Genomic DNA, 25,568 nt, shown 5'->3' on the forward strand with positions numbered 1-25,568 from the left:
TCCCTGCTTTGCAGAGTGATTGGCTCCATATTCATGTAACGACTGCAGCGGCAGGACAGTCAATCCTTGCCATAAGTTTCGTTACTGCCATCATTTATTTAATCAAGTTCGTTGATCAGACACAATCAAGCAAAAGAACGTTCTGGCTTGAAGTCATCATGTTCACATTAGTCTGCACCATCGGTTTCGTCATCATCACTTCTTCTTTTGCTGCCATGGATTATAAGGCGAATTTTGATTGGGTCGATAAAAAAGGTGCCGAAGTCAAACAGGAATTCAACCTGCCGGCATTGGTAGGTCCCAATGAAGGGAAACTCATCGAGACGGATCGATTTGAACCGCTGGTGGACATGCCTGCACTGATCAATGCCAAGAAACTGAATACTGTTCTTTGGTCATTCGGCATGGGACTCGTCCTGTATGGTTTAATAAGGTTGATTGCTCGCAAAAGAGTGGCAGCTTTGATTAAACCGATCGTTAAAAATGTGAATTTGAATTTATTGGACGAAATTAGTTATCGTTCGGTCCTTATCGGTTTTCCGATCTTTACACTCGGTGCCCTCATTTTTGCAATGATCTGGGCCCAAGTGGCCTGGACACGATTCTGGGGCTGGGATCCGAAAGAAGTCTGGGCATTGGTTACTTGGTTGTTTTATGCGGCTTTCTTGCATCTGCGGATGTCAAAGGGGTGGCAAGGGGAAAAATCGGCTTGGCTTGCCGTCATCGGTTTTGCCATCATCATGTTTAACCTGATTTTCGTCAATCTTGTTATTGCTGGTTTGCATTCATATGCTTGATTCTGTATTGTAATGTTTAGATGAAGGGGGTCTTTTGATAGAAACGTCGAGAGTTGGCTTATCGATTTTTCTAGAAAATGATCCCTTTTTCTGTCAATCCCATTCAATGGGAATATTTCGGTGAAATAGCAATTATCCATTCTTGATGGGCGGTCGGAGTCTTTTTTGTGACAAAATGGTGAAAGGTTCATGGAAGCCTTGTGAAATCGGCTCTTTATCGTACGATGTAAGGAAAAAGTATTAGTCATGGAAGTATTCATTTTGTAGAATATATGATAGGAGGCTGATTACATAATGTATAACGCTATTAAAATTCTCGTGGTGGATGATGAGGAAAGAATCCGCCGGCTGCTAAAGATGTATTTGGAAAGGGAAGAATACATAATCGATGAAGCTGAAAATGGAGATATGGCTTTAACAAAAGCCCTTGAAAATGATTATGATTTAATTTTATTGGATATTATGATGCCTGGGAAAGATGGAATCGAAGTTTGCCGTGAATTAAGGGAAAAGAAAACGACTCCAATTATCATGCTGACGGCTAAAGGGGAAGAAGTGAACCGTGTTCAAGGATTCGAAGTGGGGACTGATGATTATATCGTAAAGCCGTTCAGTCCCCGTGAAGTCGTGTTAAGGGTTAAAGCTTTATTGCGTCGCTCTTCAAGCACAGGTTACATGCAGACGGAAACGACGGCAAAAGATGTGATCGTCTTCTCGCATCTAACAATAGATAATGATGCCCACCGTGTACTTGCTGATAACAAAGAGGTTTCATTAACACCGAAAGAATATGAATTGTTATATTTCTTGGCGAAATCCCCAGATAAGGTTTTTGACCGGGAGCAATTGTTAAAAGAAGTATGGCACTATGAATTCTTTGGAGATCTTCGAACTGTAGACACGCATGTTAAACGCTTGCGTGAAAAATTAAACCGCATATCCGAAAACGCAGCCAAGATGATTGTGACCGTTTGGGGTGTAGGTTACAAGTTCGAAGTCATTAATGACTGATGCTATGGGGCAGTGTTGTAGGGAAGCTATGGGCAACGATCCTATTGCTCGTGTCGTTTGTATTAATTGTTTTAACCGTTCTGCTGGTCGAATTCTTTGAGAATTTCCAAATTGAAAATATTGAAAATGATTTAACCAAAACGGCTGAACAAATCATTAAGGTGACCAATGAACATCAGGGATCCAGCAATGAGGTATTACAAATAGCTTCGGAATTAATAGGCAATGAAACGAAAATGATCATTCTTAATGATGACAAAATGGTATTCTCATCCATCGGTGGAGATAATGAGTTTGAAATCACGCCGGAACTCATTAAAAATGACCCCGAATTGCTCAAGGTTTTTACGGAAAGAAAGACTGTAAAAAAGGAAATGGCGCTATCGGATGATGCGGGAAACGAGGGCTTATCCGCAATCGTGGTAGGCATTCCGCTTGAATTGAATGGGGAACAGGATGAAGTGTTCCTATTTCAATCGTTAGAGTCTATGGAAGAAACCACAAAATCCACTACACAGTTCATTTTATTGGCAGCAGGCATCGCCATTATTTTGACAACGATTTTTGCTTTCTTTTTATCTACAAGAATCAATGCTCCATTGGTGAAGATGAGGGAAGCCGCCCTAGCGATTGCCCGGGGGAAATTTGATACAAAGGTTCCAATACTGACTCAAGATGAAATTGGTGAGCTGGCCATAGCGTTTAATCAGATGAGAAAGCAACTGAAATTCAACATGAATGCACTTAGTCAGGAAAAGGAACATCTCTCCAGCATTCTTAGCAGTATGGCAGATGGGGTCATCACCTTCAATAAAGACGGCACAATTCTTGAAACGAATCCGCCAGCGGAAAGGTTTCTGCAATCCTGGTATTTTGAAAAGGGCTATAACCGGGAAGATAATGTGAATGTCCCTTTGGTTTTGATGAATCTTTTTGATGAATCTGAGTCCTTCGATAAGGAACAAGTCGGTGAAATTACCTTGCAGGGCCGTAATTGGGGATTGATTGTCAGTCCGCTATATACAAATGGTGACAATATTCGGGGAGCGGTGGCCATCATAAGGGATATGAGTGATGAAAGACGTATGGACAAACTCAGGACTGATTTCATAGCGAATGTCTCCCATGAGTTAAGGACCCCGATTTCAATGTTGCAAGGATATAGTGAAGCGATTGTAGATGACATTGCGGGCAGTGAAGAGGAAAAGGTGGAAATGGCCCGCATCATCTATGATGAATCTTTAAGAATGGGACGTTTAGTCAATGATCTACTCGATCTAGCTAAATTGGAATCGGGTAAAATGAATCTTAGCTATGAATGTGTACCCGTTTCTCCATATTTAAAGAGGATTACAAGTAAGTTTTCTGGGCTGGCTAAAGAAAAAGGGATTACAATATCAGCCAGCCWGCAAGACAATCAGATTCAATGGCATTTCGATCCGGACCGTATTGAACAGGTTTTGACCAATTTAATTGATAATGCGATTCGTCATACTCCCCCAGGCGGTAACATTGATGTCATTCAGAGGACAAGTGATCGAAGGGGACTGATCATTGATGTGAGGGACTCTGGATCTGGAATTCCCGAAGAGGATCTGCCTTTTGTATTCGAGAGGTTTTATAAGGCGGATAAAGCAAGGACCCGCGGCCGTTCGGGTACCGGATTGGGTTTGGCAATCGTAAAAAATATAATCAATGCCCATGATGGCTACATTTCGGTAAACAGTTTACCTAATAAAGGGACGACATTCAGTATCATTTTGCCTCGAATTATTGAAAACACTGAATGAATGACAGGTGGATCGCCAGATAATCTTGTTTCATAAAGAACTGCGAAGACAAAGGCAATTGGATTTCTTTCCAACTTGTCTTTGTTTTTTTAGGACACAAAATAAGAAGTACCTGATATGTGGAAATTAACGGAATTTTATAATAAGATTAAAGCCGAAGTATGTAACTTTTGTTTAGGATTGACGACTATATTTATGAACGGATGTGGGGAAATGATGGATTCCGTTTTCCACGATCTTTATGAAAAATATCATCAGGAAATATATCAATTCATTTTTTATATGACTAAAAATCGAGAAACCGCCGAAGACCTTGTTCAGGAGGTCTATATCCGGGTGATGAAGGCCTATGAACGCTTCGAAGGAAAAAGCAGTGAAAAAACGTGGATGTATTCGATTGCCAGAAATGTGACGATTGATCACTTTCGGAAACAAAAAGGTTGGAAAGACAAAATCTTTCCTAATTTTGATTGGGATAGGCAATTGCTGAAAGATGAAGAGCCCATTCCCGAGGAAGTGGCTATCAAGAACGATGAAATCCAAGATATTTACCAATGCTTAAACCGGTGTACCACGAATCAAAGATCCGTGATCATTTTACGATATATTCAGGGATTGTCCATTACGGAAACTTCTGAAGTATTGAATTGGAGTGAAAGTAAGGTAAAAACGACCCAGCACCGAGCTTTGAAGGCCATTAAAAAGTTGATGGAAGATTTATCAGGAAAGGAGGGCCACCGCATTGAGGAGATCCCGTTGGAGAGAAAACGAAATTGAAGACATGCTGCGCGAGCTTCCGACATTAAAAGATGACCGGACCAAGGCAGAGGTGTATGCGAGAATACATGATAAAAAGAAAAAGAAGAAGAAACACTGGATACCTCTGTTCGCGGGTGTTGCCTCCTTATTCTTAATGGTTGTTTTGGCATCATCGTTCATTATTGAAAAAAAAGGAACGACAAGTCGAGAAGACAGCGGCAGCAGTGGGAAATTATCTCTATCTGAAAGTAAGGAAATGGCAGATCTTGAACGGAAGGATTCAAGTAACCAAGAAAAGCCCTCAGAAGATAAACAGGAAGCTCAAGAGTTTTCGAGTAACCAAGCGAAAATCGAATCTAAAGACAAGTTTTCAGAAATGGAACCGCGAAAAGGGGAAAAGGAAAAAACATTTGAACAAGCGATCTACCAGGATGACCTTAAAAATGCCTCGATCATTACGATGGGTGTCCCGGATGATCAAATGAATTTCATCGTTCCCATTTCAATTAAACTTAAACATCATGATGAAAGTGATACACTGAATCAGTTAGTTAATCAAATGTCCGATATTGATGAAGCGCAATATGGGCTATCTGACTATTTTCCGCTTGACATTAAGATTAGCCAAGGAAACGATATAAACACTGCTAATATCGATTTTCCAGAAAAAAGCCAACTGTTGGCTGAAGATAAACTTTTTCTCCATTCGATGGAAGAAACGCTTTCCTATAACAATATAGAGAAAATGACATTTTCCACAGAAGGTAAGCAAGGTGCCAGGTTTGCGCATGCGGGATATTTAAAGGAGGTGGATATACCTCATCAAAAAAAACGCACATACCTTCTTTATCAAAGGGATGAGTCCTCTCCAAGTTTCCTTGTTCCAAGCAATATGGGTTATCGGGACTTTGAAGAGGCGCTTCAAGCCGGAAAAGGGGAGGCGGACATCGAGGGAATTTCACCTGCAATCCCCCATGACCTGAAATGGGAAAGGATAAGCACTAATGGAGATCTTGTGACCATTCACCTATCAGATCAAGCCGTTATTGAAAATAGTGAGGAAACCCTTCAAGCTTTAGAAGCCATACTCTTCATAGCTAAGGATTTTGGTTTTGAAAAAGTGAAGTTTGAAAATGCTCCTATTGAAGAGGTGGGAAAGCTGAATTTAACTGAAGACATAATGGTGCCCGAAGCACCGAACCAAGTGAATTGAATGCATTAACAGAAAAAAAGTGCTCGCGCTGCGGTATTATCCCCTTCAGGTAGACAGAGAAAAAAGAGAACATGATAAAATGTTCTTAACTGTCAATCTGGAGGGGATTTTTTGTATGGCAAAGAAGGGGCAAACGTTTCAAGCGTATACAGAAGAAWTAAAGAGAGAAGTGGTTCGTCTGAAAGTGGAGGAAGGTTGGTCATATCGCCAGATTCGTGAGCGTTTTGGTATTAAAAGTGATGCACAGATAGCCAGTTGGGTGAAGAAAGTGCAGAATAACGAGTCTTTTGAAGATCAACGTGGTGTATGGAACCGTAAGAATTTTTCTAGTGTCGAAGAGGAAAATACCTATCTAAAAGCGCAGGTGGATTATTTAAAAAAGCGCAATCCAAATCTACATGGGAAGGAATGGTCCTGAAAGCCGAAAGGTTTCAAATAATCGATGGTTTGAGGAAAACGTACCCACTTTCGTGGCTATTAACAATCGCTGAAGTTTCAAAGGCTGGATACTACAAATGGCGGAAGACACATTCTGCTCGTTCTTTGCGACTTGAGAAAAATTTATGGATAAAGGAACATATTTTAGCCATCCATAAGCTACACCCCTACTACGGATATAAACGGATGACTGGAGCTTTGTCCAGAGAAGGAATCGTTGTAAACCACAAGCGTGTTCGTCGATTAATGAGAGAGTTGGGGGTCCAATCAGTCATTCGGAAGAAACGCCCTTTCTACGGTCGAAGAGGGTCAGKTGTATTTCATAATGTCTTAAATCGTGAATTCTACGCAGAGATGAGGTTTCATAAGTTAGTAACAGAYATAACCTATGTACGGATTGGAGACACGTTTGCCTACCTTTCCGCCGTTTTAGATTTGTATAATAATGAAATTGTTGCATGGGAAGTTTCTACACGAAATGATCTTGAATTGGTTCATAATAYGCTAAACCAGCTAAGGGACAAGCCGTTTAGCAAGGGGGCTCTCCTGCACTCAGATCAARGATTCCAATATACGACGAAATCATATGAAAATCAGGTGAAGGAACTCGGCATTCGAGGAAGCCACTCTCGTCGTGGCAATTGTCACGACAACRCGTGTATAGAAAGCTTCTTCTCACATTTAAAAACAGAAAAGTTATATTTAACATGTCCAAAAACAGCAGAGCAAGCTTATCTAGCTATTCAAGAGTATATAGAGTTTTACAATACGGCTCGCTTTCAAGAGAAATTCAACGGCCTTTCCCCAATTGAATATCGAGAAAAGGCCGCAGCTTAAAAAATACTCTTTTTTTATTGTCTACTTGACAGGGTTATGTGCAGATACCTAAAAATTATCTGCTCTTTTTTAATTTATCCTCTATTTGAACTAACATGTGAACAAATGTACTTACACTAAAGGGTGCGTTAGCGCCATAAGAAGGTTGCCAAATGGTGGCCTTAGGATGAGAAAAGTGACAATAGCTGATTAAATCGGTCTTATAATAGGTGAATAAAGAATATAATTAGACTTCAGATAGGGGGAAAATAAAAATGAAACCAGATGAAACAGAAGAGTTTATTTTACTAAATCAGATTGTTGTAACGGAAGAGTTTTTAAATTCCAATCCGAGTGTTGAAAAAACACTACAAGTTTTAAATCATGCTAAACGGACAGGCTGCTTAGATGAACCCATTATGATAAATAGGGATACAAAGATCCTTAGGGACGGTTACAGACGCTATATTGCAGCCCAAAAGGTGGGGATGGAATTAGTCCCCGTTATTTATGAAAAATAAGCTTTTACATAATCAAAAATAGAAAAATGGAAGAAGATGGGTGGTTCCTGTAAGTTCGTTTAGTTTAAACCAGAACCATCCAGCAATCACTGAACAGCTAAACGTAAACCTACCTGAAAGTAAAACATAGTTTTTAAAGTCAAAAACACTACTTTTTAAAATTAAATGCTGAGAAATGCTCTACAAATAAATTAACTAACTTTAGATTTATAATTACCTATTCGATTCAAATTAGAGAAATAAGATTATTTAAGGAAGTACTTATGTAATATATAATTAGTTTTGTTATTGAAAACATATAAAACAATTATCTGTCTAATAGATATATTATTGGAACTACTTAGATAAATATTTGAATATTCTGAAAACTGGTGGTATAATAGAAAAAAGGTCAAGGAGTTGGTTTCCTATGGAAAAGAATTTGGCTAATACACCACCACAACCTGAAATAAACGTTAAGGATTCTGAATTTGCTGAAATGGTGTTAAACAAAGCTCTTCTTAATTTCCGAAAAGAGCAAATCCGAAAAGAGATTGACCAGTCATTACAGGATCAAAACAAAGAAGAATTCCTACGATTAACAGAGGAATTGAAAAACATTTCTTAATATGTTGTTTATAAAATGAACTAATCATATTTGTAACTTTAAGAAGTACGCCAAAACGCCAACCCATATCTATGGATTGGCGTTTATGATTTTTATCGATTAAGCTTGATATTATAAATAAGTTATTATTTGTTCCAAAACTCGTCCTTTATTGAACACATCACTGTTCGATTTGAAAAGGACGTTTTTTATTGCCTTCTCCTTCAGCTTCCAATTCAATAGCAATATTATGAAGGTCCCTAACAGAACGGGCCAAGCGGTCAATTTTAGTAACGACTAATTTATCACCTTTTCTTAATGCTTTTCTTGTATTGTCTAAATCCTGGCGATCTGTTTTCTTTCCACTTTCTTTTTCCATATATATTATTTCGCAACCATATTCTATTAATTGTTCAATTTGGCTTTCAAGCGACTGTCCAACTGTCGATACCCTTGCATATCCAACTTTCATTTGCTCATACCCTTTTTTTACCTAAAGTTATATATCTTCTATACATTTAATTACAGACTATCTTTTAGACATAAACAAGAACAAAAAGAGGAATATGTAACTTTTGTGCGCGTGTTTTAAGTGATAATTTGCACATCCAACTTTTAACCCCAGCTACCTTCATATGAGAAGTTTAGCTGGGGTTCTTCATTAATTATGTCCAATCACTAAGCTATTTCGTGCAGCCTATACTACTTCGGTGGTAATGGATGTAAGGTGATTGATTTCGAGGATATGTTCAATTTGAGAAATAGACGGTAAAGTTATCGTTTATGACTTTCATGATGGTTGTGAGCGCCTCGTAATCGGAAAAGCCCTCTCGTTTAATGGAGATACCTAATTCACCCCATTTATATTCTAAAATATGGTGCATCTCGTCTTTAATGAGTTTCTGAAATTCAAAAGCAAAACCAATGCGGGAGTAATGCTGGGGATATTTTTTTCAATCCCTGGCATCCCGATGAATATCATAGCTAAGTCATGTTGATCATTGATGTCACGAAGTTGCTCTAAGTGTTGCAGTATCAGTCGATCGATTTCATCCACTATAATTAAGTGAATCCCTTCAAAAGCAAAATGACCTATCGAAGGCTTATTTGGCAGATCTTTCTTTAGTGGTATGAACGATTGTTTTGTAAAAATGGCTCTACTTTAAGTACTCATTGGTGTTAGCTTGATGGGTATGTGTCTGTACCCCTATAAGAGATACATCTTTTTTCGATGGATATTTGATTTATAGTTTGAATAAAAAGTGTTAACGCTTACATTTTTGCAAATTGAAGTTGCAATAAGATGTACTAAACTATTTGAATATTGCGAATTATAATGAAACTATGAAAGGAGTTACTATCATGAAAGAACGGACTCAACGAGTACTTACCAGGTTTTTGACAGTAAATACCTTTTTGACTTGTGAGGATTTAAGTAAAGAGTTCAATATTAGCGAGCGTACTTTTCGAAACGAATTGGTCCTGATTAATAAATATCTGGCAGAAAATAATTATCCATCAATTACGACAACAAGAGGAAAAGGGTTGAAGTTAGACCTAACTGATGTGGATCGCGAAAAGCTCCTGTCCAAAATTGGTAATGACAGAGAAACAGATTATTATCGGCCCAATGAACGTTTTCTTGCCTTACTTTTAGATATTGCCGATACCACAAGAACGACAATGCTCTTTAAAATGGAAGAAAAACTGCAGGTATCGAAAAGTACATTGGATGAGGATATGAGAAGACTTCGTCAGTTTTTAAAGGAATATGGGATTTCTGTAGTGAGTTTAACGAAGCAAGGTATTGTATTAAAAGGCGATGAACGCTCAATACGCACTATGTTATACGATGTGATTAACAGTATGACAGATATTGCTAAACTAATGGAGTACCGAGATATAGATACAGTAAATACTTTTACAGATCAATTTGTTCTTGATTATTTGGATACAAATGCATTAAGGGTCATTGGAGAACATTATGACGAAGTCTTTGAAAAGTCCAGAGTGGAGATTAATCATGTATACCGGAATCAAAGCATTCTTTTTTTAGGTATATGGGTAAGGCGGTTGCAAGAAGGAAATACCCTTAGGGAATTAGCCAAAGTTAGAGCCGAAATAAAAGAAGATCCTGTCAGAAATTTTGTCGATTCCATCTGTATGGAGTTTGGTTTATACCCATCATTAAATGAAATTAAATATACTACTTTTACAATCGAATCGTTTAATCCAAAAGATATGAATAATTCATTCGATTGGGTTACCGCACAATTATTAACTATTCAATTAATTGAGCATGTAGAAAAAGTAACCAGAATCCCCTTTTCTCAGAGAGAAGAAGATTTGTATGAAGGTTTGTATAGGCATATCACAGGGTTATTAAGCAGGGTGAAGAACGATTTACAGGTATTTAATCCTTTGAAAGACACTATTAAGGAGTCCTATGCCGAGATTTATCAGGCAGTCACTTTCTTTAGTAAGCAAATAGAGGACTACATCAAAAAAAAATTATCAGAAGATGAGATCGGGTTTTTGACCGTTTATTTTTCAACGTCTGCCAGCCAGATTAAGCAGAAAGAACAATATGTTTATCAGGCAGTTGTGCTTTGTAATCATGGGGTTTCAACTGGAAAGCTGTTGGCTGCGAATTTGAAAGAGCATTTCAATATCGAGATTGTTGCAATATTGAGTTCGTATGAATTAGCCTTTATTGACAAGCTGGATGTTGATTTAGTTTTTACGACCATTTCAATTGATTATCCAAGAAAACCTGTATTATTGCTTAATCCAATATTAAGAGAAAGTGACAAGAAGGAAATTAAAGTTTTTTTACTCAAAAATAAGAATAAGAGAAGGATCGTTTCCAATAAGTTAGATGCTACACAGCTAATGCAGGATATTTTGATGTTAATTGTAGAAAGCGGCGGTAAGGTAACAAAGGAAAGCTATCACAAAGTAGAAGATACTTTTAAAGAACATCATTTAAAAATTAATACAAGGGAGATACAGCCGATGTTGCAGGATATTTTGAGGGATTCCAACATCCTACTAAAGCAAGAATGTAAAGATTGGAAAGAGGCAATTACGAAATCTGCCCAGGTATTGTTAACAGAAGAGGTCATTGAAGAACGATATATAAACGCCATGATTAAATCTGTTGAAGAGTATGGGCCTTATATAGTAGTAGGGAAGCATTTAGCATTAGCACACGCAAGGCCGGAAGATGGAGTAAACAAATTAGGCATTAGTGTCATGACGTTAAAGGAACCAATTAATTTTGGAAATCCGGATAATGATCCGGTGAAAATTGTTTTTTGTCTAGCCGCAGTGGATTCTTATTCGCATCTGAATGTGATGAAAAATCTGATTGAGTTAATTAATGATGAAGAGAAATTAGACCTGTTAATTACAGCACAAGATGTAAACATGTTTAATCAAGTTTTATATGGTAGTGAAGTGAGGAAGTAACAGTTTTAAAAGCAATTGATAAGTATATAACCCCAAAATTGAAAAATGAGGAGAGGGCAAAATGAAAAAAGTAAATATCTTATTTGTATGTGGAGCAGGTTTAGGAAGCAGTTTTGCTTGTCAAATGTCGGCAGAGGATGTATTAAGCAAGTTAGGTGTCAACGCCAAGCTAGATCATAGTGATATCTCGTCTGCTGTTTCAGTAAAACCCGATATTATTATTACGGCACAGAACTTCAAATCCCAATTCGAGAAATTTTCAGTTGATCCTAAACAAACGACAATTGTTTATTTGAGAAATATTGTATCTAAGGCAGAGATTGAAGAAAAAATTACCCCGGTATTAAGGGAAAAAGGCGTTTTAGCTTAAAAATAAATAGAGATAGCTAGAGATGGGGTGGGAAAAAATGAGTGTAGTTAACTTTATTATCGAAAATATTTTGACACAGGCATCTGTCACAATCGCGTTGATTGCTATGTTGGGGTTAATTTTGCAAAAGAAATCAACAGGGCAAGTTATTTCTGGTTCTTTAAAGACGATGTTAGGGTTTATGGTATTGTCCGCAGGTTCTAGCATTATTGTTGGTAGTTTAGTCTATTTCGGTCATATTTTTACAGAAGGTTTCCATATGCAAGGGATTATTCCTTCGATTGAAGCTATTAATGGCCAAGCAATGAATGAGTTAGGATTGGGTCGTGATATCGCACTAACTTTCTTAGCTATCTTTGTTTTTAATATTATCATTGCACGGTTCACTAAATGGAAATACATCTTTTTAACTGGTCAGGCAATTCTTTGGATGGCTACTATGACAACAGTATTTGGTTACTTTGCAGGTTTACGTGGTGTTGCATTGATTTTAGTAGGCGGTTTCATTGGGGCCGTATTTGCGGTAGCTATGCCCGCGATTGCACAACCATTTGTTCGTAAGATTACTGGTATGGATGATATTGCTTTAGGACACTTTTGTACGGTTGGGTATGTGTTTGAAGCAGGTGTAGCGAAACTAGTTGGGGGAAAAGGCGAAAAGAAAAAATCTGTTGAAGATTTGAAATTACCAGCTCAATTTGAATTCTTACAAGATACCTATCTATCTTTGATGGTGGTAATGACTCCTCTTTATATTATTACAGCAGCGTTTGCAGGTGAAAAGTTCGCTTCTACATTATCAGGAGATACCAATTATTTAATGTTTGCGTTCTTACAATCTATCCAATTCGTAGTTGGAGTGTATGTATTATTAGCAGGAGTTCGCTTATTACTAGGTGAAATTGTTCCGGCATTTAGAGGGATTGCCATGCGGTTGGTCCCAAATGCAATTCCTGCATTAGATTGTCCAGTCCTATTTCCATTTAGCCCTAATGCAGTCATTGTAGGGTTTATCACAACTACTATAGGTTCGATTATTGCAATGTTTGTATTACCTGTCTTCGGGTTGGCGATGATCTTACCAGGTATGCTTACAGCTTTCTTCGCGGGGGGTACCGCCGGTATATTTGGTAACTTAACAGGTGGTATTCGTGGAGCAATTATTGGTGGTGTTGTACATGGTTTCTTCATTACATTATTACCAGCACTATTAGTAACAACATTCAATTCTATGGGGTTTGTCAATGCAACAGCAACAGATGTTGATACAGTAACAGCTGCTTTGCTATATGCATGGCTCATTGGTCCACTTTTAAAAGCTTTCTAGGATGTAGGTAGAGAAAAGGAGGYACAAGTAATGTTTGGATTTGGAAAGAAAAAACCTAAAGAACCGAAAAAAGAAACAACCGAAGAGGTATTGTTAACAGTTGAACGAAAAGAAGAGTTATTACGTACCATTTCCTTTAAAAAAGAAGAAGTAAATCAAGTAGCTGGAGAAAAACAAGCAAAAATTTATGAGGAGATTGGCTTAGCATTTAATGAACTTGGTGAAGAAGATCATGCTATTGATTCTTTAGAAAAAAGTATTCAGGCCAAAAAGTCATTAGGTAATGGTTACAAAACTTTATTAAAACTTTATAACAAGAAGCGTGCAGAAGCAGCAAAAGTGAATAATGAAGAATTATTACAGATATATCTAAAGAAAATGGATCAAATGATGCAAGTTTCTAAAGAGGTTACTCGTGGTGTTCGATAAGGAAGAAAATAAAAGATTAGTATAAAGGGAGAGTAATTGATCATGTATACAACATTAAAAGAAGTAACACGTAGGGCTGAAGAATTGAATTATACAGTTGGTTCATTTAATGCACATAATTTAGAGATGTTACCTGATATGATCCGTGCAGCAAAAGAGCAAGGAGCACCAATTATTATTCAAACAAGTATAGATACTGCGAAATACATTGGTCATGAAAATATTGTTGCTGTATGTAAAACGATGGCCACAAATGAAATGGTAGATGTGGTATTGCATTTAGACCATGCAAGGGATTTTGATGATATTAAAGAGGCAATCCATAAAGGATATACATCAGTGATGTTTGATGGTTCTCATTTACCATTCAAAGAGAACATTATGAAAACAAGAGCAGTAGTAGAATATGCACACAAATATGGTGTTTCAGTAGAGGGCGAACTAGGGACTATTGGCGGTACTGAAGAAGGGATTCATGTAGATGAGAATGATAAGGTTTATACTGACCCAAAAGATGCAGAAGAGTTTGTTAAAGCAACAGGGGTAGATGCTTTGGCCATTGCCATTGGTACTAATCATGGTCAATATAAATCTAAAACAGAAGTAAATCTACCACTATTAAAAGAAATCAACGCTGTAGTAGATGTACCTTTAGTTATTCATGGGGGTACAGGTGTTAATGAAATGGATGTACATGAATTAATTAATAACGGGATTCGTAAATTTAATGTAGGTACTGAGTTGTTAGTAACATGGACGAAAACAGCGAAAGAAACATTCGGAGAAACAAAAGTAACGAAATCATTACGACATAATATTATTCCATGTAATCAGGCAGTAAAAGAAATTGTCAAACATAAAATTGGAATCTTCATGAATAAAGAAGACCGAACCCTCCAAGTAAAATAATGACATAAAAAGTTCATTAGTCTTTTTCATAAGGGTTGGAGAAGATGTGGCTAATAAAGAGAGTACTAGGAATTCCTTGTACTCTTTCTTTATTCGTTAGATATGAGGTGGTAAGATGGATAAAGTCTTAATCTTATTAGCAGGTTTACCTGGAACAGGAAAAACCTACTTAAGTAATATCCTCAATAGTAAATTAGGGTCATTTTATAATCTTTCTCAGGATGACTTGAAAGAATATTATTGTGATATGTATGGTTATCGTAATCTAGAAGAAAAGCAGAAGATAGAAAAGATAGCATGGGCGAAGTACTTTGAAATAATGGAACAGCAAATGCAAGTAGGTAGCAATATTATGTCTGATTATCCTTTTAGTCAAAAACAAAAGCCTCATATTCAGCAATTAGTAGAAAGATATAGTTATGAGGTTGTTACTATTCGGTTAATTGCAGATTTAGATGTATTGTTTGAACGACAAAAAAAGCGAGATTTGGATCCGAAAAGGCATTTGAGTCATATCGTAACTTCCTACAAAAAAGGGGATCAGTTAGCTGATAGAAGTATTGCAGATAACTTATTGAACTATGAGGAATTTATAAAAAGATGTACAACGAGAGGATATGACACGTTTGAATTAGGAACTTTATATGAAGTGGATGTATCAGATTTTACAAAAGTGAATTATTCTATGTTGTTGGAAGATATAAGACTGGGGTACATTAAAATGTAGATTTCTGGAACTAGCAAAGAATTTTAAAATTCAAAACTTAGGGGCTTTTTAATCTCATTAATATTATTCTTCTCTTTGAGCATATAACCCTTGGTGCAGAATTTAAGGGCTTGAAGGATACGATTTTACTGAAGAGAATGTCCTGACAAAGTAAGAGAATTATCGAATTTCTTCACTTATAAAATAAAAGAGTTTTTTAAAGATGGAGGAATAAAAACTGGAATTCATGCAAGACCTGCGACCTTATTAGTTAATATGGTTAAGCCATTTTCTTCAGATGTGATCCTTGAGTATAAAGGAAAACAGGTAGACTTAAAATCAATTTTGGGTGTAATCTCGCTAGGAATCCCGCAGGGAGAAACAATAAAAATAATTGTTCAAGGCGATGATGCAGAAGAAGCGCTGTCTAATATTGATGAAATGATGAAAACAGAAGGCCTAGGTGTATAAAATCAGTTTCAAATTCGATAATCTAATTCTCCCCTGAATGGAAAATGCGAATAATAAATTTAGCTAAATCAAAGGCATTCCTTTAATAAAAATATTTCTCTGGAGCAAATCGTAAATGGGTTTGCTCTTATTTAATTGAGCGATACAAAGTGGCACCCGGATACAAATTCTTATACGTATGATGCAGCGAATCAGCTTTCCTCTATTAACGGGACGACCATTACACATGATAAAAATGGGAATTTAACCAATGATGGAAAGCGAATATTAGTGTATGATGCGGAAGACCGGTTAGTAGAGGTCAAAGAAGGAACGACTAAGGTTGCCAAATATTAGTATAATTCAGAAGGACTACGCATTAGCAAAACAACAGGATCTACAACTGTTAATTATACGTATGATGAGAATGCCAATGTTGTACTCGAAACAGATCAAAGTGGAGCAGTTCATGCATCATATGTTTACGACAACGGGAACCGTCCACTAACGATGACGAAGTCCGGAAAAACCTATACATTCCATGCAAATGCACATGGAGATATTACTTCAGTAACAGATGGTGCAGGAACAGTAGTGGCATGTTTTGAATACGATGCATGGGGCTCCCAGCTAAAGGAATCCGGTAATTTTACCTCACAGGTACCATTCCGTTATGCAGGATATCGAAATGATTCTGAAACGAAGCGTTATTATTTACAACAGCGTTATTATAATTCTGAAATTGGAAGGTTTTTAACATTAGATCCCCAACTGGGAGAAAAAGAGAATCCAATTACTCAAAATTGTTATTCTTACGCAGATAATAATCCAGTTATGTTGGTTGATCCTGATGGGGAAAGGGCATATGGGATGACATTAGTTTTAACTGGAAATAAAAGACACATGTACGCCCATAAAAAAGGAATGAAAGCATTAAAAAAATCATATACGAGTGATGGTTATAGTGGGTTTGTTGGAAGAGCTTCTGGTGGCGCATATGAGGCGACTAACGCTTACAGGAAGAATAAAAAGTCTGTAAAGAAAGCCAGAGGTAGGGTATTGAAGAAGAGTAAGCCAAGTAGATTAGCTTTCAAAGTAGCAAGAAGAGGAATCCTAGGACCTGCCGCCTGGGGTGGCGATATTTATACTTATGGTCGTGCTTACTATAAAGGAGCTAAAAGTTATAAAAAAAGAAAGCGATAAGGTGGTTTAATTGTCTAATATAGTGATTGGTGCAGTATTTATAATAATAACTATGGTTAAAACAATTAGAAATAAAGAATATATATGGTTAATATGCTTATTACCAGTGGTGTGTTTAATAGTTTTTTCCCTTACAGATATTCTAGACTTCATACCAAAATTGTTAAAGATGATTTCTTCTTATATTCTTTTCATACTGACTATCATTTATTGTGTTTTTTATAGTATGAGAAATCAAGTTGATTGAACTTTAGTTATAATCAGTTGTTTTATATTTATTACTAAAAATTATAGATAAATGTTTAGGTCTAGGTCTTAACTAATAGAAAAAGTTAATTTGTTAAAGTTTATAATTGGAAAACGTATAATTCTTTTGTGAAAGCAATGGGGTTTTACGTTTTTATTATCAGTAGAGGGAAAGGGAAAGAATCTATTTCACGACTACGTTCCTGTAATCTATGTGACAATATATAATCTTTAGAACCTTGGAAACAATATTGTTCATAAGTTGCTAGCATAACTTTGTCTACATCGGTTGAGCGTGACTGCTCCGGAGTATCAGCGGATAACATAAGTATCATTTTGTAATTCATTTGGAAAACTCCTCTTCTATTTAAATGAGAACACAAAAATAGCCACCTCCGATTGTTACCGGAAGTGACTATTCTTCTTGTTTATGCATATGAGCTTCAACCTAATATACCGCTTCTTTAAATGGCGGCCTAGTTTTATCGTTTGCTATGAGCATGATAAAACTAAAGACTTCTTCATCCGGAACGATTAAATCTTAGCCGTTCAAATCTAAGAAGGTGAATACTGCTAAATAAGAAGTTCGTTTATTACCATCTTTAAAACAATGACCACGTTTTATCAATTTAGCGCATGAAAATTATTTGTAAATAATTTTATGTTTCTGAAGTATGAAAAAAGGAAAAAAATTCAATTATTAATAACTGAAAATTCTTAATTCACACAAAAATAAGTGTATAATATTATAAAACAGTTATCTAAGTTTGTAGTTACTATTTCTTAATAAGGAGGCGATACTCTTAAACATGTATGGAAATTTAAAATATTAGTAGGGAGCAGAAAAGGAGAAATTTATTAGTCTAGAAAGGAATTTAATCAGCAACAGTAGCCAATGCGGGTTTAGATATTGCGTTTTTTAACTAATACATATTTTAATTGAATACAACACGAAATGACTCGCTAAATGGCTGAACAACCCCTGTTGAAAGCGGTTTAATTTTATAACGTTAAACAAACCACATCGTTAAAAATATTCTTTATAAAATTTGATAAGGTCCCCCAGCAAGTAACACTACATAAATTTGACCTTTCGAAACTAGTGCTGCAATAGAGAGCGAATCCCAATAAAATAAACATTGAACGACTAGGTGGGATGTATACAAAAAATCATACTGGAGGTTTTAGGATGAATAAGAAAAAAGCATTATCCGGCCTGATGGCTGTGAGTTTATTAACAGTAATTCCGTGGAGTTCTGGACATGCTGAAAAACCTCAGTGGACAAATGTGAATACATATGAGGAACAGGACGGAAGCAAGTTTAATAGCGAAAACTATGACTTTGTGAAATTTTCACAAATTGGTTCCAAATTAAAAGAAATTGAAAAACTTTCAAACCGTGTGAAAGTTGAAGTCCGTGGAACATCAGCTGATGGAAACCCACTCTATGTTGTCACGATTGCCGACCCAACTACACAAGGGAAGTTCGGAAAAGTGAAGGCACTTAGAAAGCAAATGTTTAAGAATCCAGGCAAAGCTCAAGAATGGGTTGCCAATAATTCTGACTTTAAAGTTCCAATCATGATTAATGGCTCTATTCATGGGACTGAATTTGTAGGAAGCGATGCAATCCTTCAATTAATTGAACGTTTTGCTACCCAAAATGATGCAACAACCAAAGACGTTTTAGAGAATAATATTCTTATTTTCAATGTCGTACAAAACCCTGATGGACGTATTGATGCCACCCGCTTTAATGGCGAAGGAATTGACATAAATCGTGACTTTATCACCCAATCGCAGCCAGAAACAAAAGAGATGGTTGAGCTCATTAAAGAATGGAACCCGATGGTGTTCCTTGATACTCATGGTTATGTGAAGAATTATCAGCCAAATCTGCAGGGGTTAATTGAGCCTTGTACGCCACCGCATAATCCTAATTACGAGTATGACTTATACGGAAAATGGGCCTATAAACAGGCAGAAGCAATGGAAGCGGAAATAATGAAGGATCATGAGAACTATTCAGGATCCTTGTATCAAAACATGAAAGGTTCCTATATTCCGCTGCGCGATGACTCCGCTGGCTGGGATGATTACCCACCAATTTTCACACCAATGTATGCGATGTATCATGGTGCTTACGGTCATACATTAGAAGCTCCAACAAATGATTGGGATGGAGTACGATGGATGTATAATTCGATTATGGGAGCACTGAAATTTGCAACAGCCAACAAGCAATCCATGATTACTGATCAAATTGAAGTTTTTAAAAGAGGAATTAACTTTGACCATCCTTTTCATAAGGAAGGGTTATTTCCAAAAGCCTACATTCTTCCACTAGACCCTAAGGATCCGACTGTTACGAATAAGGCTGTAAATCATTTGATCAATAATGATATTGAAGTTGTTCAAGCTGTGAATGCATTTGAAGCGGATGGAGTGTTATATCCAAAAGGAACTTATCTCGTTGAGATGGATCAGGCGAAAGCCGGATTAGCAAACACGATGCTCTGGGATGGGGAAGACATCACGAACGATACCCCAGCAATGTACGACATTTCCGCATGGAGCTTACCGGAGCTTTGGGGATTCGAGGCAGTAGCCACACAAAATCCTATTAAAGTCAATGCAACGAAAGTAAACCAGATTACAGGTCAAGGCAAGGTTTCAGGAAAAGGACCGTTTATGATTCCGAACAGCTCTGTCCAATCGGTAAATTTAGTAAATAGATTGCTTAAGCAAGGAATACCTATTGTACGTGATGCACAAGGTAACTTCTTTGCAAAAACAGTAGCTAATCAGGTATCAGCAGCGGTGAAAGAATCTGGGTTACAGGTTGGAACTGCTGATGTACCAGCAGATGCAGTGGATATTACGTCTGTAAAAGTGGCTATATTAAAGGATGGAGGTATGGGTAAACAGAAATCACACGCAGGAACAAAGCTTGCTTTGAAAAGACTAGGTTTTGATGTGACAGAAGTTACGCCAGTCGAAGTGGCTAAAAATCCCCTTAACGGTTTTGATATTTTTGTCTATAGTGGAACGGAAAGTCTCATTTCTACTAACCTTTCCGAAGCTAATAAAGAATTTGGATTACAGAACGCCGGGCAACTTAATGCATTTAAAGACAATGTGACAAGCTTCTTAAATGAAGGAGGCAAATATATAGCTGTAGGTGCTGGTGCATCTAGAGCAACTAAAACACTCGGTCTTACAGACGACATCATTAATGTAGGAGGTTCCAACAGTAATGGTATCGTAAAAGTCGATTATGAGGGAACTGGTTTAACAGCAGGTTATGGAGAAAATGATATCGGATTTGTCTATCGTCCAACATGGTTCACGGATACTGGTAATGATGAAATTGTCGCGACCCTTGCAGATTCAGATAATTTCTTCGTAGCTGGTCACTGGCAAAATAACATAACCGCCAAGGGCCAAGCCGTAATCGTAAAAGAACAGAATAAAGATGTAACTCTTATTGGGTTAGAAGCAGGTTTCCGCGACCACCCGGATTACTTGTTCCGTCTTCTATCTAATGCAATTTTCGAAAAATAGTAGAATTAGCCAAAGCCGGATTCAGCAATGAATTCGGCTTTGGTAATTTAAAAAATGCTGAACGCTTGCTCTGAACTCATTACTTTTAAATCATCTGTTGCAAAAACCCTGAAGGACAATAAGCAGTTTTTTAGCCGATTAAAAATGGTGACTACTCTTATAATTCACAAGCTGGATATGGATTAACTAACCAGGAATCATTATAGATGAAGTTAAATGATTGGATTAGCGAACAAAATAATTAACTTGCAATGGGGGCTGTCGTTCTCCTTTTATGTTTTAAACGACGTATCGGCCCTAGGAGGTTTGTACGGGTGAGTACACCTAGATAATTTCAAAGGAGTAGGAGATGGTAAACAATTTATCTATGCGTAAAATATCTATATTCTTTATTTAACAAGGTAAAAGGAATTCAATAAAGGATATAAAATAATAATAATCGATCAGGTAATACTGCTTAACTTCCTGATTCATTATTTATTTAATTAGTCTTAGATTTGATACGGGGACCTCATTAAATAAACACTCATTTTAAATCTCTCAAGCGGTATAGTATCAGTAGTTAATACCGGTGATTAAATAATGATAAAAAACCTGTAGTTTTTTGTCTAGTTGTAGAAGAAGGAGTATTAAGCTGGATAGCTGTTTCCGACATACTCGACCCATTCCAGGGTAGATTATGTCTTTTTTCGCTTTGTCTAAGCGAACTTTATAGGCTATGAGGTCTGATACTTATAGACTGACAACTTTACTTGAAATTGATGTAGCCCGGTGGTGAATTTATATTCATTTTGCTTGAGCTAAGTTATGTTTCCCCTAAAATATTAATAATTTTTTTATCTGGAGGCACAGTAGCGGGAGTTTTTTAATCCCTCTTTTTGAAATCAATATATAAATAGGAAGAAATACGTCTTGATTACCGTAAACAGTGGTATATGCTGTTAAAAAGTTTGTTTGAAAAGTAAGTAATATAGCAATTTTTCCTTATTGGAAAAAATAACTTCATTGTTAAATTATTGTTATTACCTTATAATTTTCTAGAAACATATGAAATGATATGAATAGGAGAAAAGTATGAAAAAACTGTGGACCATTTTAGTTTCATTTACGTTGTTAATTAGCTTATTCCCGCAATTAGCATCGGCGGCACCAAGCAAGAATTTTGAGAAAGAACTTACAAAGTATTTAAAAGAGGTAAGCCTTGTCAGGGGGTTTGAAGTGACGAAGGATGATATTGAAACATCTCTTTCTTTTTACGATGAAAGTATTGAGAACTTTGAATCTATTGGTGATCTAAAAGAAGCCTTGGGCGAAGTTATTAAGGCTGATTTGAGTAATTTAGATGCCATTTATGAAGATTATAATCTAACTAATGAGAGCCTAATTAATCTATTACACGAAAATGGCGAAGAACTAGACGATTATATTTTTATCTGGGATCTCGATGAAGCTGTTTATTTCTATACAGAAGAGACAGAAGAGGGCGATTTTGAACGCGATCCGAATTTTGACAAAGAATTAGTCAATTATTTAGCCAAGGTTAGCAAGGAAAGAGGCTTCGAAGTAACACAAGATGATATCGAAGCGTCATTGAAACTCTATGATTTTAGCACGGAAGAATTTGAATCTGTCGAAGAGCTTAGCGAATTCCTAGGTGACGTCATAAAGGCAGATCTAAGCAACTTAGATTATTTTAAAGAGAATTATGGATTGGATAAACAAGCCTTGCTTCAAATGTTAGAAGAAAATGGTGAAAATATTAACGATTATATATACATAGATAATCTTGAAGAAACTGTTTGGAACCTTACTGGCGGAGGGATGGATGGCGAAGTTGCCGAAGATCTTCTTCCTATTTTCGAGCAAGAACTCGGTCTAACGGAAGAGGAATTACAGCGGCTTGAAGACCACATGATGTCTTTGGAAGACCATCTTTCCAACCCGGAAACAGTCAAGCAACTTGAAGAATTGGGCAACCGCATGATGGCTTTCGAGGAATTTGATGTAGCAACCGAGCTTACAGCTGAACAGATAGCTGAAATGGCCTCAATCTATGAAGAATTACTTTCCATCTTTAAGCTTAATGTTTCCTATTCCCTTGTGAAAAGTGGCTCGGAATCACCTGTATCCCTTTTGGATTTAATGAAATTGGAAGAATTGAAGGGTACTAACCTGAAAATATCAATATATAATACTGACGGGAAGTTCTTGGCTGATCTGTTAATAACAGGTGATATGGTCGATTCTGATACTCTTACTAATGCAGGCGGACAAATAAAGGAATCTGCTAAAGAGGTACAAAAGACCATTGAAAAGGCACCAGTTGCTAAACCAGTAAAACAAAAGATCAGTGCCCATACTAATTCAGAACATCAAACCGTAAAAGGTGCTAAACTGCCAAATACCGCTTCCGGTTATTTGCCTAGTGCCCTTTTAGGACTATTTCTTGTCTTGTTCGGAAGCTTGATGTATCGAAAAATCAGGAAAGCTTAATATGAAAAAATTAAAGAAAAAGCGGTTACTGCTGCTTTCTTGTACAATTGCCATCATTTTATTTGGGGTTTGGTTTTCCACATCCAATCTGTATAAGTTTGCAAAAGGCTACTTTCTTTACAAGACTCATGCTCCTAGTAGTCAAGTGAATGAAACTGTGCAGAAATCAACAAGTGATAAACCAACAATTGATAAAACACCAAGTAATGACACAACAAAGAAAGAGCTATATCCTGTCCGCCCTAAAACGGGTGAAGAAATCGGGGAGCTTTATATACCCAAACTAAAAACAAAACTTCCTATTTTCCATGGTACAAATGAGGATGAATTGGAAAAAGGCGTTGGTCACTTTGCAGGAAGTGTGTTACCTGGTGAAAATGACAATTCCGTACTTTCCGGTCATAGAGATACGGTATTCCGTAAACTCGGGCAAGTGGGCGAAGGAGATTTGTTGATAGTAAGAACATCGGCAGGAGAGTTCACATACAAAGTCAACAAAGTTCGAATTGTGGATAAGGATGATCGAACTGTAATCGTACCAAAGCCACGGGCAACGCTAACCGTCAGTACCTGTTACCCTTTTGATTATATTGGGTCAGCACCTGAACGCTATATCCTTGTCGCGTATTTAACTTCAAAAACAGTAAGTTAATCAAATGTACTAAAAAAAAGCGTCCCAATAAGGAAACCTATTGGGACGCTTTTGATTTTATTTCTTATTAGAAAGAAAAGCGAAGATGATATCACTTCCTCCACTTTTAAACCAATTAGAAAAAACACCTTTCACGGTGTTTTTTCATGGCCGATTTATTTATATTGTTAAACTATTCTTATTTCTCGATGTGCCAGATGAAGCGGATTTTAATATTTTATGATGGTAAATATAAGAGCCGGCTATCAATATATACCCGATAATGAAAATCAGCCATCCACTGGCAGGGTCGCCCACTGAAATGCTTGAATACATAGCCCCCGTCAAATCAAATACAAAACCGGCATAAGCCCATTCCTTGATTCTTGGAAAGCCTGGAATAAGTATTGCCACGACACCTAATAATTTGGCAATCCCAATAAAGGGTAGGAGGTAAGTAGGATAACCTAAATGATTGAATAATGCGACTGCATCGGGAACAGACATTATATCCGGAATAGAACCCAAAACCATTAGTGCCACTAAAAGTCCTGTGAAAATCCAATATATAATTTTTGTTTTTTTCATTTATTCACATTCCCTCCCTTAGATTGACATTTTAATCATATTCCACTTTTCTTTTTTTAATGCATTCTAAAAAAATAATCTTAAACAGTTGTGGCACAATCCTTTAGGAATCGCGCTTGACTGAAGGATAACTTGAAGAAAAGCGAGTTTGCCTGCAGTTATTTCTTGAAAAATATTCATTTGATTTCAGAAATCTGCTCCCACCAGGTGACAGCCGAAATCATGGGTATAGTACGAACTCACGAGTAAATAGGGTGAATTCACGAGTAAAACAGCAAAACTCACGAGTAAATAAGCCGAATTCACGAGTAAATGGCCGTAACTTACGAGTAAACGGACCAAACTCACGCGTAAACGGTGCGAAATCATGGGAAACCGTATAAAATCCCGAGTACAGTACAAGCAAGATGTATATCGTAAGGGGGCACTTGTAAGTACAACTTTATCTTAAAAAGTTAATTGTCTTAAAAGAATTGATTATAATGACGCAGAACCCGACACAGGATATCGTGATGAGGGAATACATTAACTTTAAGTCTTTCAATATAATGATTCCCGCAATTACTATGAGAGAATCAATGATAAAAATAATAATTCCAGGATTGGTTGCTGTGGTTTTAGATATTAATAGTGCTAGTAAATCCACTCCACCGGGGCTAATATGTTGTCTCAGCATAAAACCGACACCAATCCCAATCGTCATTCCACCGATAATGGCACTTGTTATGATCGGCAGATGAACCAAACCGTTAAGTGGTGTTAGCCAATCAATAATGGTTGAAGTAAAAGCTAATCCAAGGATGGCATTAAAGAAATAAGACTTATCGTATAGAAGAGATAGAAGGTATATGGGGATATTGATCATGATCATGGTATGTCCAACCTGGATTCCCCAAACATATTTGATTAATAAGCTTATGCCAAATATCCCGCCATTTATTAGATGAATGGGGATAATAAATAAGTTAAGACCTACTCCAATGAAAAAACTTGAAAAAATCAGCGTAACAAACTTTTTCATAAAAAAATTCCCCTTGTCCAAATCATTATCTTAAAATATATGAGAGAAATCTAAATATATACTTAGCTGATTGGAAATTACGATTGCTATTTGTTCCATAAGATATTTTTAATTCACATGGGAGTAAGTTAATCAAAGTAAAGGCCTTCTCGTTTTAGGCCATGATGTAATTAGGGCAAAAAAAAGAGACACTAAAAGAGTCTCTTTTTTTTGCCTTGTTTTCATGGG

26 protein-coding genes and 1 pseudogene are annotated in these 25,568 nt (G+C 36.8%); 20 read left to right on the forward strand and 7 right to left on the reverse strand.

Going from position 1 to position 25,568, the window contains the following annotated elements:
* The 8 genes from ccsB to AC1DVB_RS01785 form a co-directional block, all read left to right on the forward strand.
* The coding region (gene ccsB / locus AC1DVB_RS01750) for a c-type cytochrome biogenesis protein CcsB (protein ID WP_477587906.1) at positions 1-797 on the forward strand (797 nt) is incomplete at its 5' end.
* Between the two features lie 294 nt (positions 798-1,091).
* Positions 1,092-1,808 carry a response regulator gene (locus tag AC1DVB_RS01755; protein ID WP_034308096.1) on the forward strand — a complete coding sequence of 239 codons (717 nt, stop codon included), beginning with the start codon at positions 1,092-1,094 and terminating at the stop codon, positions 1,806-1,808.
* On the forward strand, positions 1,805-3,598 hold the full coding sequence (locus tag AC1DVB_RS01760; protein ID WP_477588045.1) for an ATP-binding protein: 1,794 nt from the start codon (positions 1,805-1,807) through the stop codon (positions 3,596-3,598). Before AC1DVB_RS01755 ends, AC1DVB_RS01760 begins: the two co-directional genes overlap by 4 nt.
* Before the next feature lie 216 nt (positions 3,599-3,814).
* Entirely contained in the window at positions 3,815-4,375 is a 561-nt protein-coding gene (sigX, locus tag AC1DVB_RS01765; RefSeq protein ID WP_053537311.1) for an RNA polymerase sigma factor SigX, read from the forward strand.
* Positions 4,341-5,570, forward strand: a complete 1,230-nt coding sequence (locus AC1DVB_RS01770; protein WP_477587908.1) for a hypothetical protein — start codon at positions 4,341-4,343, stop codon at positions 5,568-5,570. The genes sigX and AC1DVB_RS01770 overlap by 35 nt, the downstream gene beginning before the upstream one ends.
* A gap of 115 nt (positions 5,571-5,685) precedes the next feature.
* Positions 5,686-6,845 (forward strand): IS3 family transposase gene (locus AC1DVB_RS01775; RefSeq protein ID WP_477587910.1). Its coding sequence is split into 2 segments (ribosomal slippage): positions 5,686-5,944 and positions 5,944-6,845, totalling 1,161 coding nucleotides; the frame shifts between segments, so codons are not numbered across the junction.
* A gap of 254 nt (positions 6,846-7,099) precedes the next feature.
* The gene (locus AC1DVB_RS01780) at positions 7,100-7,345 is read left to right on the forward strand and encodes a ParB N-terminal domain-containing protein (protein ID WP_057276244.1); all 246 of its coding nucleotides are present in this window, start codon (positions 7,100-7,102) and stop codon (positions 7,343-7,345) included.
* 409 nt (positions 7,346-7,754) lie between these two features.
* Positions 7,755-7,952: an IDEAL domain-containing protein gene (locus AC1DVB_RS01785; RefSeq protein WP_048687036.1), complete on the forward strand. Its 198-nt coding sequence runs from the start codon at positions 7,755-7,757 to the stop codon at positions 7,950-7,952.
* Positions 7,953-8,112: 160 nt separating this feature from the next.
* Here AC1DVB_RS01785 and AC1DVB_RS01790 read toward each other — a convergent pair whose 3' ends face one another.
* Positions 8,113-8,403, reverse strand: coding sequence for a recombinase family protein (locus tag AC1DVB_RS01790; RefSeq protein ID WP_057276242.1), 291 nt, complete (start codon positions 8,401-8,403; stop codon positions 8,113-8,115).
* Positions 8,404-8,628: 225 nt separating this feature from the next.
* A pseudogene (locus tag AC1DVB_RS01795) lies at positions 8,629-9,012 on the reverse strand (AAA family ATPase); the annotation flags it as partial.
* A 281-nt stretch (positions 9,013-9,293) separates the two neighbouring features.
* On the opposite strand from AC1DVB_RS01795, the gene AC1DVB_RS01800 reads away from it, so the two are divergent.
* The 9 genes from AC1DVB_RS01800 to AC1DVB_RS01840 all read left to right on the forward strand — a co-directional run bounded on the left by AC1DVB_RS01800 (position 9,294) and on the right by AC1DVB_RS01840 (position 16,796).
* Positions 9,294-11,402 carry a BglG family transcription antiterminator gene (locus AC1DVB_RS01800; RefSeq protein ID WP_477587913.1) on the forward strand — a complete coding sequence of 703 codons (2,109 nt, stop codon included), beginning with the start codon at positions 9,294-9,296 and terminating at the stop codon, positions 11,400-11,402.
* A gap of 61 nt (positions 11,403-11,463) precedes the next feature.
* The gene (locus AC1DVB_RS01805; protein WP_057276240.1) at positions 11,464-11,772 is read left to right on the forward strand and encodes a PTS sugar transporter subunit IIB; all 309 of its coding nucleotides are present in this window, start codon (positions 11,464-11,466) and stop codon (positions 11,770-11,772) included.
* 37 nt (positions 11,773-11,809) lie between these two features.
* Positions 11,810-13,099, forward strand: a complete 1,290-nt coding sequence (locus AC1DVB_RS01810) for a PTS sugar transporter subunit IIC (protein WP_057276239.1) — start codon at positions 11,810-11,812, stop codon at positions 13,097-13,099.
* Between the two features lie 30 nt (positions 13,100-13,129).
* Positions 13,130-13,528: a hypothetical protein gene (locus AC1DVB_RS01815; protein ID WP_057276238.1), complete on the forward strand. Its 399-nt coding sequence runs from the start codon at positions 13,130-13,132 to the stop codon at positions 13,526-13,528.
* 42 nt (positions 13,529-13,570) lie between these two features.
* A complete protein-coding gene (locus AC1DVB_RS01820; RefSeq protein WP_057276237.1) occupies positions 13,571-14,437 on the forward strand; it encodes a class II fructose-bisphosphate aldolase in 867 nt (288 codons plus the stop codon).
* 115 nt (positions 14,438-14,552) lie between these two features.
* A complete protein-coding gene (locus AC1DVB_RS01825) occupies positions 14,553-15,164 on the forward strand; it encodes a P-loop nucleotide/nucleoside kinase family protein (RefSeq protein ID WP_477587915.1) in 612 nt (203 codons plus the stop codon).
* A 210-nt stretch (positions 15,165-15,374) separates the two neighbouring features.
* Complete coding sequence (locus tag AC1DVB_RS01830; protein ID WP_477588048.1) at positions 15,375-15,614, forward strand: HPr family phosphocarrier protein; 240 nt, start codon at positions 15,375-15,377, stop codon at positions 15,612-15,614.
* A 135-nt stretch (positions 15,615-15,749) separates the two neighbouring features.
* Positions 15,750-15,950 (forward strand): hypothetical protein, encoded by a 201-nt coding sequence (locus AC1DVB_RS01835; RefSeq protein WP_477587917.1) that lies wholly within the window; start codon positions 15,750-15,752, stop codon positions 15,948-15,950.
* 21 nt (positions 15,951-15,971) lie between these two features.
* Positions 15,972-16,796, forward strand: coding sequence for an RHS repeat domain-containing protein (locus AC1DVB_RS01840; RefSeq protein ID WP_477588050.1), 825 nt, complete (start codon positions 15,972-15,974; stop codon positions 16,794-16,796).
* A 392-nt stretch (positions 16,797-17,188) separates the two neighbouring features.
* Here AC1DVB_RS01840 and AC1DVB_RS01845 read toward each other — a convergent pair whose 3' ends face one another.
* Both AC1DVB_RS01845 and AC1DVB_RS01850 read right to left on the reverse strand, forming a co-directional pair.
* Positions 17,189-17,389 (reverse strand): hypothetical protein, encoded by a 201-nt coding sequence (locus AC1DVB_RS01845; protein ID WP_057276234.1) that lies wholly within the window; start codon positions 17,387-17,389, stop codon positions 17,189-17,191.
* Positions 17,390-17,583: 194 nt separating this feature from the next.
* On the reverse strand, positions 17,584-17,670 hold the full coding sequence (locus AC1DVB_RS01850; RefSeq protein ID WP_141242743.1) for a Fic family protein: 87 nt from the start codon (positions 17,668-17,670) through the stop codon (positions 17,584-17,586).
* Between the two features lie 561 nt (positions 17,671-18,231).
* Between AC1DVB_RS01850 and AC1DVB_RS01855 the strand changes: the two genes are divergently transcribed.
* The 3 genes from AC1DVB_RS01855 to AC1DVB_RS01865 all read left to right on the forward strand — a co-directional run bounded on the left by AC1DVB_RS01855 (position 18,232) and on the right by AC1DVB_RS01865 (position 23,752).
* Positions 18,232-20,607 carry a M14 family zinc carboxypeptidase gene (locus tag AC1DVB_RS01855; RefSeq protein WP_477587919.1) on the forward strand — a complete coding sequence of 792 codons (2,376 nt, stop codon included), beginning with the start codon at positions 18,232-18,234 and terminating at the stop codon, positions 20,605-20,607.
* A gap of 1,074 nt (positions 20,608-21,681) precedes the next feature.
* Complete coding sequence (locus tag AC1DVB_RS01860; protein WP_477587921.1) at positions 21,682-23,100, forward strand: processed acidic surface protein; 1,419 nt, start codon at positions 21,682-21,684, stop codon at positions 23,098-23,100.
* Between the two features lies 1 nt (position 23,101).
* Positions 23,102-23,752, forward strand: a complete 651-nt coding sequence (locus tag AC1DVB_RS01865) for a class D sortase (RefSeq protein ID WP_063576785.1) — start codon at positions 23,102-23,104, stop codon at positions 23,750-23,752.
* Between the two features lie 159 nt (positions 23,753-23,911).
* Here AC1DVB_RS01865 and AC1DVB_RS01870 read toward each other — a convergent pair whose 3' ends face one another.
* The 3 genes from AC1DVB_RS01870 to AC1DVB_RS01880 all read right to left on the reverse strand — a co-directional run bounded on the left by AC1DVB_RS01870 (position 23,912) and on the right by AC1DVB_RS01880 (position 25,340).
* The gene (locus AC1DVB_RS01870; protein WP_057276229.1) at positions 23,912-24,319 is read right to left on the reverse strand and encodes a DoxX family protein; all 408 of its coding nucleotides are present in this window, start codon (positions 24,317-24,319) and stop codon (positions 23,912-23,914) included.
* 220 nt (positions 24,320-24,539) lie between these two features.
* Positions 24,540-24,725 carry a hypothetical protein gene (locus tag AC1DVB_RS01875; protein WP_477587924.1) on the reverse strand — a complete coding sequence of 62 codons (186 nt, stop codon included), beginning with the start codon at positions 24,723-24,725 and terminating at the stop codon, positions 24,540-24,542.
* A 36-nt stretch (positions 24,726-24,761) separates the two neighbouring features.
* Positions 24,762-25,340, reverse strand: coding sequence for a YitT family protein (locus AC1DVB_RS01880; RefSeq protein ID WP_477587926.1), 579 nt, complete (start codon positions 25,338-25,340; stop codon positions 24,762-24,764).
* Between the last annotated feature and the right edge of the window lie 228 nt (positions 25,341-25,568).

The sequence above is a fragment of the Peribacillus sp. P4_D6 genome, from assembly GCF_056401795.1.

Excerpts from the sequence above, each read along its gene's own strand:
- AC1DVB_RS01755 (WP_034308096.1), top strand. The coding sequence starts at position 1,092 with ATGTATAACGCTATTAAAATTCTCGTGGTGGATGATGAGGAAAGAATC.
- sigX (WP_053537311.1), top strand. The coding sequence starts at position 3,815 with ATGGATTCCGTTTTCCACGATCTTTATGAAAAATATCATCAGGAAATA.
- AC1DVB_RS01780 (WP_057276244.1), top strand. The coding sequence starts at position 7,100 with ATGAAACCAGATGAAACAGAAGAGTTTATTTTACTAAATCAGATTGTT.
- AC1DVB_RS01785 (WP_048687036.1), top strand. The coding sequence starts at position 7,755 with ATGGAAAAGAATTTGGCTAATACACCACCACAACCTGAAATAAACGTT.
- AC1DVB_RS01790 (WP_057276242.1), bottom strand. The coding sequence starts at position 8,403 with ATGAAAGTTGGATATGCAAGGGTATCGACAGTTGGACAGTCGCTTGAA.
- AC1DVB_RS01800 (WP_477587913.1), top strand. The coding sequence starts at position 9,294 with ATGAAAGAACGGACTCAACGAGTACTTACCAGGTTTTTGACAGTAAAT.
- AC1DVB_RS01805 (WP_057276240.1), top strand. The coding sequence starts at position 11,464 with ATGAAAAAAGTAAATATCTTATTTGTATGTGGAGCAGGTTTAGGAAGC.
- AC1DVB_RS01810 (WP_057276239.1), top strand. The coding sequence starts at position 11,810 with ATGAGTGTAGTTAACTTTATTATCGAAAATATTTTGACACAGGCATCT.
- AC1DVB_RS01815 (WP_057276238.1), top strand. The coding sequence starts at position 13,130 with ATGTTTGGATTTGGAAAGAAAAAACCTAAAGAACCGAAAAAAGAAACA.
- AC1DVB_RS01820 (WP_057276237.1), top strand. The coding sequence starts at position 13,571 with ATGTATACAACATTAAAAGAAGTAACACGTAGGGCTGAAGAATTGAAT.
- AC1DVB_RS01825 (WP_477587915.1), top strand. The coding sequence starts at position 14,553 with ATGGATAAAGTCTTAATCTTATTAGCAGGTTTACCTGGAACAGGAAAA.
- AC1DVB_RS01845 (WP_057276234.1), bottom strand. The coding sequence starts at position 17,389 with ATGAATTACAAAATGATACTTATGTTATCCGCTGATACTCCGGAGCAG.
- AC1DVB_RS01855 (WP_477587919.1), top strand. The coding sequence starts at position 18,232 with ATGAATAAGAAAAAAGCATTATCCGGCCTGATGGCTGTGAGTTTATTA.
- AC1DVB_RS01860 (WP_477587921.1), top strand. The coding sequence starts at position 21,682 with ATGAAAAAACTGTGGACCATTTTAGTTTCATTTACGTTGTTAATTAGC.
- AC1DVB_RS01865 (WP_063576785.1), top strand. The coding sequence starts at position 23,102 with ATGAAAAAATTAAAGAAAAAGCGGTTACTGCTGCTTTCTTGTACAATT.
- AC1DVB_RS01870 (WP_057276229.1), bottom strand. The coding sequence starts at position 24,319 with ATGAAAAAAACAAAAATTATATATTGGATTTTCACAGGACTTTTAGTG.
- AC1DVB_RS01880 (WP_477587926.1), bottom strand. The coding sequence starts at position 25,340 with ATGAAAAAGTTTGTTACGCTGATTTTTTCAAGTTTTTTCATTGGAGTA.